17 protein-coding genes are annotated in these 16,370 nt (G+C 33.3%); 5 read left to right on the top strand and 12 right to left on the bottom strand.

Translation table 11 applies throughout. From position 1 onward, the window contains the following. Window positions 1-318: 318 nt before the first annotated feature. The 4 genes from DFR80_RS15420 (at window position 319) to DFR80_RS13885 (ending at window position 3,007) form a co-directional block, all read left to right on the top strand. Window positions 319-597, top strand: coding sequence for a hypothetical protein (locus DFR80_RS15420; protein ID WP_233493917.1), 279 nt, complete (start codon window positions 319-321; stop codon window positions 595-597). A 65-nt stretch (window positions 598-662) separates the two neighbouring features. Continuing rightward, window positions 663-992: a tRNA-binding protein gene (locus DFR80_RS13895; RefSeq protein WP_114490332.1), complete on the top strand. Its 330-nt coding sequence runs from the start codon at window positions 663-665 to the stop codon at window positions 990-992. Between the two features lie 130 nt (window positions 993-1,122). After that, a complete protein-coding gene (gene trpB / locus DFR80_RS13890) occupies window positions 1,123-2,337 on the top strand; it encodes a tryptophan synthase subunit beta (protein WP_114490331.1) in 1,215 nt (404 codons plus the stop codon). Between the two features lie 166 nt (window positions 2,338-2,503). Then, complete coding sequence (locus DFR80_RS13885) at window positions 2,504-3,007, top strand: flavin reductase family protein (RefSeq protein WP_114490330.1); 504 nt, start codon at window positions 2,504-2,506, stop codon at window positions 3,005-3,007. A 348-nt stretch (window positions 3,008-3,355) separates the two neighbouring features. On the opposite strand, the gene DFR80_RS13880 is transcribed toward DFR80_RS13885, so the two are convergent. The 3 genes from DFR80_RS13880 to DFR80_RS13870 form a co-directional block, all read right to left on the bottom strand. Beyond that, window positions 3,356-4,309, bottom strand: a complete 954-nt coding sequence (locus DFR80_RS13880) for an L-lactate dehydrogenase (protein ID WP_114490329.1) — start codon at window positions 4,307-4,309, stop codon at window positions 3,356-3,358. Between the two features lie 131 nt (window positions 4,310-4,440). Beyond that, window positions 4,441-5,097 carry a recombinase family protein gene (locus DFR80_RS13875; RefSeq protein ID WP_076543459.1) on the bottom strand — a complete coding sequence of 219 codons (657 nt, stop codon included), beginning with the start codon at window positions 5,095-5,097 and terminating at the stop codon, window positions 4,441-4,443. Between the two features lie 160 nt (window positions 5,098-5,257). Next, window positions 5,258-5,599: a LysM peptidoglycan-binding domain-containing protein gene (locus tag DFR80_RS13870; protein WP_076543460.1), complete on the bottom strand. Its 342-nt coding sequence runs from the start codon at window positions 5,597-5,599 to the stop codon at window positions 5,258-5,260. Window positions 5,600-5,763: 164 nt separating this feature from the next. Here DFR80_RS13870 and lexA point away from each other — a divergent pair, with 164 nt between their 5' ends. Continuing rightward, complete coding sequence (gene lexA / locus DFR80_RS13865; RefSeq protein WP_076543461.1) at window positions 5,764-6,387, top strand: transcriptional repressor LexA; 624 nt, start codon at window positions 5,764-5,766, stop codon at window positions 6,385-6,387. A 115-nt stretch (window positions 6,388-6,502) separates the two neighbouring features. On the opposite strand, the gene DFR80_RS13860 is transcribed toward lexA, so the two are convergent. The 9 genes from DFR80_RS13860 to DFR80_RS13820 all read right to left on the bottom strand — a co-directional run bounded on the left by DFR80_RS13860 (window position 6,503) and on the right by DFR80_RS13820 (window position 16,251). Further along, on the bottom strand, window positions 6,503-7,129 hold the full coding sequence (locus tag DFR80_RS13860) for a uracil-DNA glycosylase (RefSeq protein WP_114490328.1): 627 nt from the start codon (window positions 7,127-7,129) through the stop codon (window positions 6,503-6,505). A 26-nt stretch (window positions 7,130-7,155) separates the two neighbouring features. Further along, window positions 7,156-7,848, bottom strand: a complete 693-nt coding sequence (locus tag DFR80_RS13855; RefSeq protein WP_233493915.1) for a tetratricopeptide repeat protein — start codon at window positions 7,846-7,848, stop codon at window positions 7,156-7,158. A gap of 17 nt (window positions 7,849-7,865) precedes the next feature. Continuing rightward, a complete protein-coding gene (hfq, locus tag DFR80_RS13850) occupies window positions 7,866-8,105 on the bottom strand; it encodes an RNA chaperone Hfq (RefSeq protein WP_076543463.1) in 240 nt (79 codons plus the stop codon). Between the two features lie 94 nt (window positions 8,106-8,199). Continuing rightward, window positions 8,200-8,577 carry a thioredoxin family protein gene (locus DFR80_RS13845; protein WP_114490327.1) on the bottom strand — a complete coding sequence of 126 codons (378 nt, stop codon included), beginning with the start codon at window positions 8,575-8,577 and terminating at the stop codon, window positions 8,200-8,202. After that, window positions 8,537-9,508 carry a tRNA (adenosine(37)-N6)-dimethylallyltransferase MiaA gene (gene miaA, locus DFR80_RS13840; protein ID WP_114490326.1) on the bottom strand — a complete coding sequence of 324 codons (972 nt, stop codon included), beginning with the start codon at window positions 9,506-9,508 and terminating at the stop codon, window positions 8,537-8,539. Before miaA ends, DFR80_RS13845 begins: the two co-directional genes overlap by 41 nt. Further along, complete coding sequence (gene mutL / locus DFR80_RS13835) at window positions 9,508-11,496, bottom strand: DNA mismatch repair endonuclease MutL (protein WP_114490325.1); 1,989 nt, start codon at window positions 11,494-11,496, stop codon at window positions 9,508-9,510. The genes miaA and mutL overlap by 1 nt, the downstream gene beginning before the upstream one ends. 1 nt (window position 11,497) lies before the next feature. Next, complete coding sequence (mutS, locus tag DFR80_RS13830) at window positions 11,498-14,104, bottom strand: DNA mismatch repair protein MutS (RefSeq protein WP_114490324.1); 2,607 nt, start codon at window positions 14,102-14,104, stop codon at window positions 11,498-11,500. 135 nt (window positions 14,105-14,239) lie between these two features. Further along, on the bottom strand, window positions 14,240-15,565 hold the full coding sequence (gene miaB / locus DFR80_RS13825; protein ID WP_114490323.1) for a tRNA (N6-isopentenyl adenosine(37)-C2)-methylthiotransferase MiaB: 1,326 nt from the start codon (window positions 15,563-15,565) through the stop codon (window positions 14,240-14,242). Window positions 15,566-15,591: 26 nt separating this feature from the next. Further along, window positions 15,592-16,251, bottom strand: a complete 660-nt coding sequence (locus DFR80_RS13820; RefSeq protein WP_076543469.1) for a TrkA family potassium uptake protein — start codon at window positions 16,249-16,251, stop codon at window positions 15,592-15,594. Window positions 16,252-16,370: the final 119 nt, after the last annotated feature.

Below are 16,370 nucleotides of genomic sequence, written 5' to 3'. Positions count from 1 at the left end.
AATCTTCAAATTCAAGTTAAAAGGCTTATTTTTATGATTCGCAGACAATATTTTTTTGAATTAAACTAAATTAAGCGTATTATGAAATTCGCTTAACTACTTGAACTGAATGAAGATGCTGAAATATTAAACAAAAAGAACCTTAAAAATATTAAAGAACTGCCCACTGCTATTAAATCTCAAAAAAACAAAAAAGATTTTAAAAGTAACGGACAGTGGTTAGTTTTAGATGAACCGCTCGAAATTGATAATCAGTATCTAGTTAATTTTCAAGATGAAAAAGAAGGAAAAACCTGGCTTAAACTGCCGGATAATTATGTGGAAGAAGATTACATGGTAGATTATAAAGCTGATGACCAGTGTCCGCTGGGAATTGATGTTTTGATCCGGGAAGATGGATATCCAATTGGAGTTATAAAAGGCTGTGATTCGATAAAACAGGCTAAAGTAGATAATAATCTGGATGGTCATAGATATAAAGGTGAATTAGGAATAACATTAAATAATAATTATTTTTTAATCTATAAAAAAGAAAATAATGAATTTAAGATTGTGAAAACCAGTGTGGACTGGGACAGAGGTAAGCATACAATTTAATAAAAAATATCAATAATACCAGGGCTGTTTTAATGCAGCCCTTTTAAAATGGAGGCATAACATTAATGGCTGAATTTGAAGATTTTATGAAATTAGATATTAGAGTGGGAAAAATTATTAGAGCTGAAAATTTTGAAAAAGCTAATGATCCAGCATATAAACTCTGGCTTGATTTTGGAGAAAAAATTGGTGAAAAAAAATCTAGTGCCCAGATAACAGACTTATATGAGATTAATGATCTAATCGATAGGCAGATCCTGGCTGTTATTAACTTTCCGCCAAAACAGATTGCAGATTTTATGTCAGAAGTGCTGGTGCTTGGGATTTATGGTCAGGATGGTGTTGTTTTAATTGAACCTGAACAAAGAGTAAAACTAGGTTCACGTATGGGATAATTTAATTCTGGTAAGTTAATACATATATATATTGATTTAACCAGAAAAAGCCAGTATTAAGGTTGACACAAATACTTTTATCTGCTAAACTTTTATTAAATTCAAAAAATTTGAGATGGAGGCTGAGAGAATGAATAAGAATAGTGGAGAAGAGAAGAGAGACGGTTTTTTTGGTGAATTTGGAGGAAGTATTGTTCCTCCAGAATTAGCAGATGTTTTAGAGAACCTAAAGAATGCATTTTATGAAATTAAGGATGATAAAGAATTTAGAGATGAACTTGCCTATCTTTTTAAAGACTATGTTGGCAAACCAAGCCCTTTATATTTTGCCGAAAACTTAACTAAAGAAGTTGGAGGAGCAAAGATCTATCTTAAACGTGAGGATCTCAATCACACTGGTGCTCACAAAATTAATAACTGTATTGGTCAGGCTTTACTTGCCCGAAAAATGGGTAAAAAGAGGATAATTGCAGAAACTGGTGCAGGACAGCATGGTGTTGCTACTGCTACTGCCTGTGCTTTGTTTGATATGGATTGCATTATCTATATGGGAGAAGTTGATACTAAACGTCAGGCTTTAAATGTCTTTAGAATGGAACTTTTAGGAGCAGAAGTTAAACCGGTCACTGCTGGAGATGGAACTCTTAAAGACGCCGTTGATGAGGCTTTAAAAGATTTTGTTGAACATGCTGATAATACTTTTTATATGCTTGGTTCTGCAGTTGGCCCTAATCCCTACCCAACAATGGTCAAAGAATTTCAGTCAATTATTGGTAAAGAAGCCAGAAAACAAATATTAGAAAAAGAAGGGAAACTACCTGATTATCTTGTAGCCTGTGTTGGTGGAGGAAGTAATGCTATTGGTTTATTTGCTCCTTTTGTAGATGATAAGGAAGTAAATATCCTGGGGATTGAACCTGGTGGTAAAGGAGATAAACCAGGAGAAAATGCTGCCCCTTTAACCTATGGGAAACCGGGAGAACTGCACGGCTTTAAAAGTTATGTTCTCTATGATGATCAGGATGAGAATGTTATATCTCATACTCATTCTATTGCTGCTGGACTTGATTATCCAGGAGTCGGACCGGAACACAGTTATTTAAAAGATTCAGGTCGTGCTAAATATACAACTGCATCTGATCAGGAAGCACTTGATGCTTTCCACTTATTATCTGAAAAAGAAGGGATTATTCCGGCTTTAGAAAGTGCTCATGCTGTAGCTGGTGGAATGAAAGTAGCTGCAGAGTTAAATAAAGATCAAATTGTAATTATTAATCTTTCTGGTCGTGGTGATAAGGATGTAGCCCAAATTAAAGAATTACATGAAAATGGAAAATTAAAATAATTAGTAAGTTATTATCTCGATAAATCAGGGCTGAGTATTTCTTCTTCTAAAGTTATATTCAGCTTTTTTGTTATATTTAATTTAAAGATACTTTATTTAATTTTATTTTAAATAACTGATTCAACATATTCAACATATAAATTTAAAAAGAGGTGTTAATCTTAAAATGGAAAAAGTTGATTTTAATCAGGTCTTAAATGACTATAATGAAGTTCTGCCTAAAGGAGTATTTTTAACAACTAAAAGCGATGGAGAGGTTAATACAATGACAATGGGCTGGGGGACTGCCGGCTTTATCTGGAATCAAAATATTTTAATGGCTCCGGTGAGAAAGTCCCGCCACACTCATCAGCTTATAGAAAATAGTGATTATTTTACAGTCAGTGTTCCACTAAACGGACAGCTAAAAAAAGAACTTCAGTTTTGTGGAACTAAGTCAGGTAGAGATTATAATAAAATTAAAGAACTAGATTTAGAACTGGCAGAGGTTGAAGAATCTAAAGTTCCGATTATAAAAGGTAATGATCTGCATTTTATCTGTAAGATTAAATATCAACAGGATATGCTGAAGGAAAATCTGGATCAGGATATTTTGGAGACTAAATATCCCGACAAAGACATGCATACTTTTTATTACGGAGAAGTTGTTGCTGTCTACAAAGAAGAATAATTTATCTGATAAAAGCAGAGGCTCTAGAAGCAAAAAGTTTTCACTGGAATGGGGATTTGATCAGCTTTTTAATTTATGAGGCTTTAAAAAGCTTAACCATAAAAGAGTAAAATAGCTGATTTTAACTCATTTTAGTGAAAATTTCTTTTTTAAAGTAAAAACTTCGTAAAATTATTATTTTACGAAGTTTAATTATAGTGCTTTATATTTATTAAAAATATCCAGAATTATTATATTAAATTAAATCATCTTTTTTATCCCATATCTTAAGTTTACTTAGGTTTTTGGGATACCAAAAAATATAAAAACCGGATACTTGAAAAAATATTCAGGTACCCGGCACCAATCTTAAACTTCTAATTGCTCAAAGTTTTCTTTTAAATGAGCGGCTGACTCTTTAAAAGCTTTTTCTTCTTTTTTAGAAAGCGGCAGCTCTAGAACTCTATCAATTCCATTTGAATTAATGATTGTAGGTAAACTTAAACTTATATCTTCAATTCCATAATAAGATTCCATTAAACTAGAAACTGTCAGTACTGCATTTTCATCTCTTAAAATTGAGCGCGCTATTCTAGCAACTGCCAGTGCTACTGCATAAAATGTAGCTCCCTTTTTTTCAATAATTTCATAAGCAGCATTTTTGACCTGACTGCTTATCTGTTCTAAATCATCTCCACCACAAGCTTTGCTGCAAATTGGACAATACTGACTTATAGGAGTTCCTGCTATATTAGTCAAACTCCAGACAGGAACTTCACTGTCACCATGTTCTCCAATTATATAACCATGAACATTACTTGCTGCTACTCCACAATTTTTACTGAGTAAAGATCTAAATCTTGAACTATCAAGAACTGTTCCTGATCCAATAACCCTATTTGCCGGAAAATTAGAAAGTCTATAGGTTAAATAGGTCAGAATATCTACAGGATTGGTTACAACAAGTAATATTCCATCCTGATTATATTCAGTTATTGAAGAAACTATATTTTTAAAAATACCTGTATTCTTTTTTATTAAATCAAGTCTTGTTTCACCTGGCTTTTGTGCAGCTCCTGCAGTAATTATAATTAACTTAGCATCTGCAAGATCACTGTAATCTCCGGCATAAATATCAACCGGATTAACAAAAGAGGCTCCATGTCTTAAATCCATAGCCTCTCCTTCAGCCTTATCTTTATTTACATCAATTAAAACTATTTCTGAGCCAATGCCCTGGACCATTAAAGCATAAGCCGTTGTTGCTCCAACTCCACCTGCTCCAATGACGGCGATCTTATTCGGATTTAAATTCTTATTCATCTTATATCACCTCTAGAAAAATAGTATATTTATCAATCTTATAGTATCCTTATTAAGTATACCACTTTAAATAGAAATTAAAGGTAAAATAATTTACATTTTAAAATGATAAGAACCCAAAATAGTTCAAATTATAAAACTATTTCATTATTCTTTTGATATTCCTGATAACGCCTGTGAACAGTAGATTTAGAAACATCATAACCAAGCCCCCTCAGTGTTGCTGCAATATCTTTAAAAGTAAGATCTAATTTTCTGAGCCGTATTATTTCTTTTAAAGGAATTTCTTTGCGATCGCGTCCTCCTTGATCTATATTTTTTAAATTATCTGATGGATTAAATTTCCCTTCTGCTATCTTATTTTTCATTGCTCTACTGATATTCTGATTTCTAAGTTCCTGTTGATAATTTTCTACTACTGATAAAATTTCTAAAATCATTTTTTCTAAGTCATTTAAAGCAATTGCACCTTTATCTGCAAGTGTATGTATTTCGGCTCCCATTTTTTCAACCTGGTGGATTATAGCCATTTTAGCATTTCCCCGACCAAGTCGACTGCTGTCTTGAACCAATAAAATTTCTACTTTTCTTTTTTTGATTAAATCTAAAACTTCTATAATACCCGGCCTGCTCTCATTAAAGCCACTTTCTTTTTCTTCTACAGTTTTGATGACTTTTAGTTCATTTTCCAGGGCATAACTTAAAAGTTCTTCCTTTTGACGCTTCAAACTTGTACTTTGACTTTCCTTTTGAGTGCTAACTCTAGTATAAATAATTGTTTTTTTCAATTTTGATCAACCTTTCTTAATATTAGTTAATTTTAAATTAGTATAATTAAATAGTGTGATTTATAATTAATTATAACAAAAAAATGATTGCAAAACAGTGATTTTACTGGTTTACAATCATTTTTAAAACAATAATATTTTTATTTTATTATCATAAAATTTACTTTAATGGTATTATTAATTCTTTTCCAGGAGTAATTATGGCAGAATCTATATTATTAATTTTTTTGATTTCATAAATCATTTTTCTTAAATCTACCTTACCAGTTTCATAATAGTGGGCAGCTATGGACCATAGAGACTCTCCAGGTTTAATCTCATGTCTGGTAAAATTACTGCTATTTTCTCCAAATCCAATTAGTGAAAAAATCAAAATCAACAACATGCTCAGCGAAAATATAACAACTGCTGCAGTTAAAAAGCTTTTTAAAACAGTTTTTTTCTTTTTATTTGTTGATTTAGCTCCCTGATAATTTAATGTATAAGAATTTAGACCGTTCATAAATAACCCCTCCTGTTATATTTTAAAACACCTGTACTAAACAACTGTTTGTTATTTATATTATAGTAGTACACATGTTCATTGTCAAGGGCTATTTGAACGATTGTTTGTCTATTTATTAATTTTATGTTATAATAGAAGAAACTAAGAATGGAGGAATAATTATGGAAGAACTATCTGAAAGACAACAAAGTATTTTACAATTTATTATAGATGAAATTAAATCCAAAGGTTATCCACCTTCTGTAAGAGAAATTGGCAAGGCTGTCGGACTTAAGTCTCCTGCTTCTGTTCACAGTCATTTAAAAACTTTAGAAAAACTGAATTATTTACGCAGAGATCCTTCTAAACCACGGGCGATTGAGGTAATTTATAATAATGGTCAGGAAGCTGCGACTGATAAAGAAATGATTAATATACCGGTTGTTGGTAAGGTTACAGCTGGCGCTCCTATTTTAGCTGAAGAAAATGTCGAAGATTATTTTCCTCTCCCATTGAGTTATTTAAAAGTAGGAAATAATGATTTATTTATGCTTAAAGTGAGTGGAGATAGTATGATTGAGGCAGGAATTCATGATGGAGATTATGTAATTGCAGAAAAGCAGAGTTATGCCGAAAACAACGAAATTGTAATTGCTCTTCTTGATGAAGAAGCAACTGTAAAACGTTTCTTTAAAGAAGATGATCATATTAGACTACAGCCTGAAAACCCAGCCTATGAACCAATTATTTCTACAGATGTTAAAATTCTTGGTAAGGTAACAGGTTTATTTAGAAAATTTGATTAAATATCTTATTTTTAAACATAAACAAAAAAACTAAGCAGCTTAATGCTTAGTTTTTAATTAAAAATTTATTAATTATTAAAATAAAAATGGAAAATTGAATATTTGTAAATTGAAATTACCCGCTGCTAGATAATTCTTTTATCCTGTCAGCGGCTTTTTTTATTAATTTAAAATCATGCCAGCTATACTTTTTCATTTTTTCATTTCTAAGTAAATAGGCAGGATGGAATGTTGGTAAAAAGTATATATCTCCTCTTTTAAACCATTTGCCTCTTACCTTAGTAATTGACTTACCTGGATTAATTAAGTATTTCGTTGCCGTTGAACCAAGAGTCACGATAACCTTTGGTTTGATAAGTTCAATTTCAGCTCTGAGAATGGAGACACAGGCCTCAAATTCATTTTGATGGGGAACTCTATTGCCCGGAGGACGACATTTTATTACATTAGTAATATAAAGTTCTTCTCTCTTTAAATTAACAGCCTGCAAAATCTTATCCATTAATTTACCTGCTCGTCCCACAAATGGTCTGCCTAAACGATCTTCATTTGCCCCGGGCCCCTCGCCTATTAACATAATTCTGTTATTGATATTTCCTTCACCCATTACAACTCCCTTTGCCTCTGACCGAAGTTGACAGCGGTGACATTTTAGGGCTTCTGCTTTCAATTTCTGGTAATTATCATTGGGATAACTAAATAATTGTTGAATTTTAAAATTGCCCTGCTGGTCAAATAACATCAAATTCCTCCTGCAATAAATTATAATTATTCTGCAAAGTCTTGATACTCTTCACTGGCCAGAGCCTTAAATAAATTTCTGGCACTTGCAGCTTCAATAACAGCTCTAAAATAATTACCATTTTCATAATAAGCATAGCCTTTAATTAGATGAGAATACTCATTTTCTTCCATTGAAAGTGCCTGATCAGCATAATTATGCGCTTTATCAAATTCATTAATTTCAACCAGAGCAGCCGCGGCATGATTTAAAGCCCATAAGTTTTCTGGATCAACTTTGAAAATATATTCAAACAATGAAACAGCTTCTCCATAATCTTTATTTATTACTTTGCTAAAAGCAGCATAATTTAAAAGCAATAAATTATCATAATCTAAATAATTTTCCCAATCAGCTAAATACGGAGAAACAGCAGTGTTAAATTCTTTACGACTTACACTGCTGCCAAAAACATCTATAATATCATATGCTTTTTTTATCTCTCCAGTATTAGCATAGGCAACTGCCAGGGTATAATTTAACAAAATATTACTCTGGTTTTGTTCGAGCTGTTGTTGAGTAGCCCTGATCAACTCTTCCCAGTTATATTTTGACTCAGCCGCTGCATTTGTGGTCAGAAATATTATTATTAATGAAATTATTATTAAAATAAACAACTTTTTTTTCAAGAATAAATCAGCTTCCTTTATTTCTAGATTATTACTAAATTTATTAGTCAAATTACCTCTTAGTCAATCTATTCTTCTTCTAAATCAAGAAGACCGCTTATTTTTTCAACTGGAGCAATAGTAGAAATTGCATGCTTATAGATCATCTGGTCCCGCTCATCACTTCTCAAGATAACTGTAAAGTTATCATAGGCTGTAATTCTTCCCTTTAACTGATAACCATTAACAAAGTAAACAATAACCTCGATGTCCTTTTCGTGAACACGCTTTAAAATGTGGTCCTGATAATTAATATTGTTATTACTCATCTCTGCAGCCCCCTTTTATATTTTTAAAAGCTTCCTATATTATAAATTCAATATTATTTTGAAAATTCCTGCAAAGATAAATAAATATTGTTTATTATTTATTATCAGCTAATTCTTGAAAATATGAATTGCCACTACCAAAGTAAGATTTTAACTGGTAATAAATATCATTGGGAGATCGAACCCCAAACCCAGTATAAACCGCCTCACCATCTTTAAAAACTTTGGATACCGGAACTGAATTAATTCCATACCGTTCAAATATCTCAGGAGCATCAGCTAACTTTAATTGATATAGCTCCAGCTGTGGAAAAGAATCAATAACTTCATTTATATTTTTTTCTGCAATCTGACAGTAACCACAGCTGTCATTTGAAAAAAGCACAAAAAATGCATCTTTTTCTTCTAAAAGACGGTCAAATTCTTCTCCATTAGAAATCAATCTTGTTTCTTTTTTGGTATTCTTGCTCATAATCTTTTTCTCCTTTAATTAATTTTAGCATTGTTTTTAAAATATCTTCACTATCTTCTTTTTCAATATTAAAAACTATTAAATTTTCTTCTTTACGCAGCCAGGTGAGCTGTCTTTTGGCAAAATGTCTGCTTCTTTTTTTAATTTCATAAACAGCTTTATCCAGACTTATTTCACCATTCAGATGAGATATTAACTCCTTATATCCCAGGGCCTGTAGGGCAGTATCACTTAAATTTTCATAGTTTTTTAGAAGAAACTTAACCTCTTCTAAAAGCCCATCTGTCATCATAAGTTCAACCCGCTGATTTATTCTCTGGTATAAGTTCTCTCGACTTCTAATCAGAGCAAACTTGTAAGCACTGTAGCGTGGCGGCCGCTGCTCCTGTTTTTCTTTATAAAAGCTTTTCGTTTTGCCAGTCTGTTCATAAATCTCAATTGCTCTAATCACCCGTCTCAGATCATTAGGATGAAGTTTTTGAGCAGTTTTTGAATCCCTTTCAGCCAGAATTTGATGCACTCTTTCAGTTCCCTGAGCTTCTGCCATTTTTTCTAATCTTTCTCGCAGCTGATAATCAGGTTCTATATCTGGCAGCATAAATCCTTCCAGTAAAGCCCTTAAATAAAGGTGAGTTCCTCCCACCAGCAGTGGCATTTTATTCCGAGCTTTAATTTCTTTTATAATCAAATCACAGTCGTCCTGAAATTGGGAAACTGAATAATCTGCTTCAGGACTCAAAAAATCTATCAGATGATGTTTTACAAGCTCCCTTTCTCTTTCAGAAGCTTTGGCTGTTCCAATATCCATCTGCTCATAAATCTGCATTGAATCAGCTGAAATTATTTCAGCATCAACTTTTTGAGCCAGTTTTAGTGATAGTTCTGTTTTGCCAACTGCAGTTGGTCCTGTTAAAACTATTAAATCTTTCATTATCTACCAAGTCCTTTTTCTATTTCTTCTCGACTGATATTGATCATTATTGGTCGGCTGTGAGGACAGCGATAGGGATTTTCTGTTTTGTATAAATCCTTAATCAGCTGAACACTTTCTCTTTTGGTCAGCGGCTGTCCGGCTTTTATTGAAGATCTGCAGGCTAAATATTCGAGCATAGTATTTTGAATTTCTGCTGCAGATTTTGTTTTTCCTGCTTCCGCCAGCTCTGCAATCATCTCTTCTATAATATTTCTTGTTGACTTATTTTTCAGTAAAACAGGAACTTCCTGAATTAAAATAGTGTTATTCCCAAAATCACTAAAATCAATCCCAATTTCTCTAATTTGATCTTCATACTGTCTTACAATTTCTCGTTCTTCTGCTGAAAGCTCAATTTTCACAGGCAGCAGCAGTGATTGAGATGCTTTATCTTTTTGATTAAATTCGGTATAAAATTTTTCGTATAAAATTCTTTCCTGAGCATTATGCTGATCAACAATTTTTAAACCTTGATCAGTTTCAATCAAGAGATAACTATTAAATATCTGACCTAAAAACTTAAAATAGCTTTCTTCTGCTTCAACATTTTGCAGAGAATACTCCTGATTTTCATTTTCTTCAATTATTTTGTTGAAATCAGCTTTATTTTCTGAAAGTTCTTCCTCCTGCATACTACCATTACTGCTGTAATTAATATTTTTATTCAGATCCTTCTTACTGTAATTTTTATTATTCTGCTTTCTGGATTGATTTTTAGAAGTATAATTAGTACTCTTATCTGATTTTTGAGGCCTAAAACTATTTGTTGAAGATTTATTCTCAAAATTAGATCTAAAATTATTTCGCTTATTAGAATCAGAATTAATTGCTCCAGATTTTTGACTGCTTTGACCCCTATTTTCTTTAAACAGCCTCTCCCTGTCTGGAGTAGTTTCATCCTTAGTCTCCTGATCCTTTTTATTTTTATTCTGCTCTAATTTTATTCTGGTAGTCGGATCATTCTCTTTTAGAGTTTTACGAACAGCTTTTTTTATCACATCAAAGATAATCTGACTGCGGCTAAATTTAACCTCTCTTTTTGCCGGATGGACATTAACATCTACCAGAATTGGATTAACTTTAATAAACAGAAAAACAATTGGTCTGCGACCTGGATCAATAAGTTTATTGTAAGCAGTTTCGACTGCTCGAGCAGTTAGATTGTTAAATATTGGTCTTCCATTAACAAAGAATAGTTCATGACTTCTACTGGAACGAGTTAGTTCAGGACGACAAAGATAGCCGCTTAGCTTAATATACCGATCTTCTACTTCAATTGGTATTAAATTATCAGCAATTTCACTTCCATATACAGCATAAATAGTGTCTTTTAGTTTGCCGTTACCAGGAGTTGACAAAATCTGTCTGCCATCATGGAAGAGTTTAAAACTTAAATCACTGTTAGCAGTAGCCTCTGCACTAACAATTTTACTAATATGTGAAAACTCAGTTGTTGTGGTTTTTAAATATTTGTAACGGGCAGGAGTATTATAAAATAAATCTCTAACAGTTATTTCTGTACCGACTGTTGATCCAATCGGTTTTTTATTAATTACTTCTCCACCTTTTATTTTGATTTTTTCAGCCTGATCACTGTCCTGATGACGGCTGATCATTTCAACCTCTGCTACAGAAGCAATGCTTGCCAGGGCCTCACCTCTAAAGCCCAGGCTGTATAGTGAATAAAGATCATCAATATCTTCAATTTTACTGGTTGCATAGCGATTAAAAGCTGATTCAATATCATCAACTTGAATCCCGTGACCATCATCTTTAACTTTAATCAGCTCGCGACCACCATCTTCAATTTTAATTTCAATATTTTCAGCTCCTGCATCAATTGAGTTCTCAATCAATTCTTTAACTATGGAAGCGGGTCTTTCTATAACCTCTCCCGCAGATATTTGATTTGCAACATTTTGGGGAAGCTGTTTTATAATTCCCATCTTAATTCTCCTCTTTTTTAAGATCCTTTTTTAACTTATATAAAAAGTTCATGGCATCCATTGGAGTCATCTCTAAAATATCCTGTTCATCTAATTTTTTTAAAACTGGGCTTTTTTCTGTATTAAATAAAGGCAATTGTTGATGTTTATCATCCATGACTGTTTTTTCAAGTTTGCGAACAGGCATCTTATTATTTTCTTCCAGCCGATTTAAAATTTTCTGAGCACTGATAATGATTTCTTCCGGCAGACCCGCCAGACGAGCAACCTCAATGCCATAGCTATCACTGGCCCTACCTTCAACAATACGGTGTAAAAAGTGTACCCCATCATTATCTTCTTTTACCAGTACATTATAATTTTTAATTCCATCATACTCATCTTCCAATCTGGTTAATTCATGATAGTGTGTTGCAAACAATGTTCTGGCACCGATACGCTCTGGATTATTGAGATATTCACTGACAGACCAGGCAATAGAGACTCCATCATAGGTGCTGGTTCCTCTTCCGACTTCATCCAAAATAATTAAACTTTTTTCCGTGCTGTTGTTAACTATATTTGCCACTTCGTTCATTTCTACCATAAATGTACTCTGACCAGTTGTCAGATCATCACTGGCACCAACTCTGGTAAAAATTCTATCTGTTAGGCCAATTATTGCTTCTTCTGCCGGTACATAAGATCCCACCTGTGCCATTAAGACTATCAGGGCAACCTGACGCATATAGGTTGATTTACCAGACATATTGGGACCAGTAATAATAATAAAACGCTGATCACTCTGATTTAAATAACAGTCATTGGGCACAAATTGTTCTGCAAACATCTTTTCTACAACTGGATGTCGTCCATTTTTAATCTTTATTTCATCACTATTTGTCACCTCTGGACGACTATAATTATTTTCTATAGCTAGATAAGAAAAAGAAAGTAAAACATCAAGTTGAGCTATAATTGCAGCTGTCTGATTGATTCTTTCTACTTCTGCTGCAATTTTATCTCTGATTTCAACAAATAACTTATATTCAAGATCATTAATTTTTTCTTCTGCTCCTAATACCTCAGATTCCTTTTCTTTTAGTTCAGGAATAATATAGCGCTCACTGTTGCTTAAAGTCTGTTTACGCTCATATCTTTCAGGAACTTTATCAGTATGAGAGTTTGTTACTTCAAGATAATAACCAAAAACTTTATTAAAACCAACTTTGAGTGTATTGATCCCTGTTTTTTCTCTTTCCTCTTTCTGCAGTGAGGTAATCCAATCCTTACCACTGCTGACCAGCTTTCGGAGTTCATCAAGCTTTGAGTCATAGCCGTCTTTAATTATTCCACCTTCAGAAATTGTAGTTGGGGGCTCTTCCTTAATTGACTCATCGATTAGAGAATAAATATCATCTAATAAATCAAAATCTTCCTGCATTTCAAGCAGCAGAGTACTATTAAATTCAGTTAGTAATTCTTTAACTGCTGGTAATTTAGAAAGAGAATTTCTTAAAGCTATCATATCTCTGGCATTTGCAGACTGATAGGTAATCTTACTCATTATTCTTTCTAAATCATAAATTTCTGATAGTTCATTTCTTAATTTCTCTAAAAACATATAGTTATCTATTATTTCTGCTAGAGCATCATGTCTATTTGTAATTGCTGGTTTTTGAATTAAAGGCTGATTTATCCACTTTTTAATCTCTCTACCTCCCATAGAAGTAACTGTCTGGTCAACTATGGAGAGCAGAGAACCTGAACGCTGATTATCTCTAATTGTCGATGTTAGTTCCAGATTTCTACGGCTGGCAGAATCTAAAACCATATAGTCTTCTAGATGATAAGCCTTTAATGCAGTAATTTGATTGACAGTTCTCTTCTGAGTTTCGCCTAAATAGGAAAGAACCTGACCGGCTGCATAAACAGCGGCTTTCATTTCTTCACAGCCAAAACCTTCCAGTGATTTTAACTGAAAATGCTCAAGCAAGCCCTGATATAGCCGTTCAAACTTTTTATCATTTAAAATATTTAAAGTAAAATTATAAAGATTCTGCAGTTCCTCGATTAAATCAGTTTCTGCTGTTTTTTGATCTATTAATATTTCCTGAGGTGAAATACGATTGATTTCATCCTTGAGTTTATCCTGATCAGCTGCCGAAAACTCTGTTAGATAAAATTCCCCTGTTGAAATATCTGTATAAGAAAGCCCATAATAATCGCCAAATTGAAAAGCTGCAGCCAGATAGTTATTTTCATTCTCAGATAAAATTTCGTTTTCAATTACTGTTCCAGGAGTAACAACTCGAATAACATCTCTTTCTACAATTCCACTGCTTTCTGAAGGATCTTCAAGCTGTTCACAGATAGCAACTTTAATCCCACTTTTTATCAGCTTTTCTATATAAGAAGCAGCCGAATGATAGGGAACTCCTGCCATCGGTATTTTTTCTCCACCACCTTTATTACGAGAAGTTAAGGCGATATCCAGTATTTTAGCAGCTTTTTTTGCATCATCACCAAACATTTCATAAAAGTCTCCCAGGCGAAAAAATAACATTGCATCCTGATATTTGTTTTTTAAATCATGGTACTGCTGCATCATTGGTGTTAATTCTGCCAAATTAATCCCTCCAAAAGTTTATATAAATAAGTTAAAACCTGAAAGATCTATTAAATTATCTCCCAGGTCTGTTTTGTGCATCATTTTTCCTGCAGCTAGTAGAAAATTAGTATTTAGTAACAGCTGCCAAATATATTAAATTACTGTTCCCTCTAAAGTCCAGCTTTTTGCATCCTCAATCCGTACCTTAATAAGTTCTCCAATTAAATCTTTATTTTTTTCTATAAAACAAATTTTATTTGTAGAAGTTCGACCTTCATATACTTCTGGATCATTACTGCTGGGACCTGTCACCAGAATCTCCTGGGTACTACCGATTAATTTTTGGTTCTTATCATAACTTATTTTATTCTGCAAGTCCATTAATCTCTTTAAGCGATCTTTTTTGGTTTGTTCATCAATCTGATCATCTCTCCGGGCAGCCGGTGTTCCACTCCTGGGAGAATAAATAAAGGTATATGCCATATCAAAATTTAATTCCTTAACAAGTTCAATTGTTTGTTCAAAATCTTCTTCGCTTTCTCCAGGAAAACCAACTATAAAATCTGTTGAGACTGCAGCACCTGGAATTTCGGCCTGTATTTTTTTTACTCGGTTGATATAATATTCGCGGGTATAACCTCTATTCATTTCCTTAAGCACCTTATTACTACCTGATTGAACTGGTAGATGAATATGATTGGCTACTTTTTCCAGGTTTTTGATCTGTAACAACAACTCATCAGAAAGATCTCTTGGATGAGAAGTCATAAAACGAATTCTTTTCAGTTTTTCCACCTTATTTAATGCTTCCAGTAACTTGGGAAAATTAATTTCGTTATCCAGATCATTTCCGTAGGAATTAACATTTTGACCTAGAAGTGTAATTTCCTTAACTCCGTCTTCTGCCAGACGCTCAGCTTCCTGAACAATAGAATTAACTGGTCTGCTGCGCTCTCTTCCTCTTACATAAGGAACAATACAGTAGGTGCAGAAGTTATCGCAGCCCTGGATAATCGATATCCAGGCCGAATGATCAGAATCACGTTGAGATGGAAGATCAGGTATTAAACCCTCTTCCTCATCCCAGACTTCAACAACTCGCTCTCTTGTTTCTTCTATTTTCTTAATCAAATTGGGTAGATGATGAATATTGTGGGTACCAAAAATCAAATCGACATGACGGTATTTTTTATACACCTCATCAACAGGTTCATCCTGCTGCATCATACAGCCGCCAATTCCTATAATTAAATCTGGATTTTCCCGCTTATATTTTTTAAGTTCACCGAGTTTACCAAAAACCTTCAATTCGGCATTTTCTCTGATAATACAGGTATTTAATAAAATTATATCTGCATCAGCCAGTTCTTCTGTATGCTGATAACCCATTTCTTCCAGCATACCGGCCAGTCTTTCCGAATCATGCTCATTCATCTGACAGCCGTAAGTTATTATATTATAATATTTATTTTTATTCATTATTTCACTCCTGTTTATAGTTAAAACTATTGTGTCTCATCAAAGTTTTTCAGTTTTTCTAAACTTTCATTTTTCCCCATTACAACCAGACGATCAGCTTCTAAAATTTTATCCCCAGCTCCAGGAGAAACATTTAAGTTCTCTCCCCGCTTAATTGCCATAACATTAACATTAAACTTTGATCTGAATTCTAATTCTTTTAAAGTTTTGCCAATCATTTTATCTGTAGCAATAATTTCAATAACACCATATTCCGGGGCAAATTCTATATAATCAAGCACATTAGAAGAAATAAGGTTATGTGCAATTCTTGCTCCCATATCCCGTTCAGGATAAACAACTCTATCTGCTCCTACTTTACTCAGCACTTTACCGTGTAAACTGTCTGGAGCCTTAACTATTACATAAGGTACTCCAAGCTCCTTTAAAATTAAAGTACAGAGAATATTTGCAGAAACATTATCTCCGATGCTAACAACTGCCACATCAAAATTTCTGACTCCCAGGGTTTTTAATGCTTCTTCATCTGTAGCATCAGCCTCTACTGCATGTGTAACCTGATTTGATATTGACTGGACTCTTTCTTCATCCTGATCAATTGCCAGAACATCGTAACCATTATCAGCCAGAGTTGTAGCAACACTGGAGCCAAAACGTCCCAGACCAATTACAACAAATTGTTTCATCTTATTTCCTCCTGTCAAATAAACCGTTACGTCAAATCTAATAGTTTTTTTAAAAATATTAATAGTTATCATAATTATCAGTTTAGGAATCTGCACTAAATGCAGGAATCCCTCCCCCT

Origin of the sequence: Halanaerobium sp. ST460_2HS_T2 (assembly GCF_003337665.1) — a bacterium.
GTDB lineage: Bacteria > Bacillota > Halanaerobiia > Halanaerobiales > Halanaerobiaceae > Halanaerobium > Halanaerobium kushneri.
Note: the sequence above shows the minus strand (reverse complement) of the source record. Positions and strands in the feature narration are given on the sequence as shown.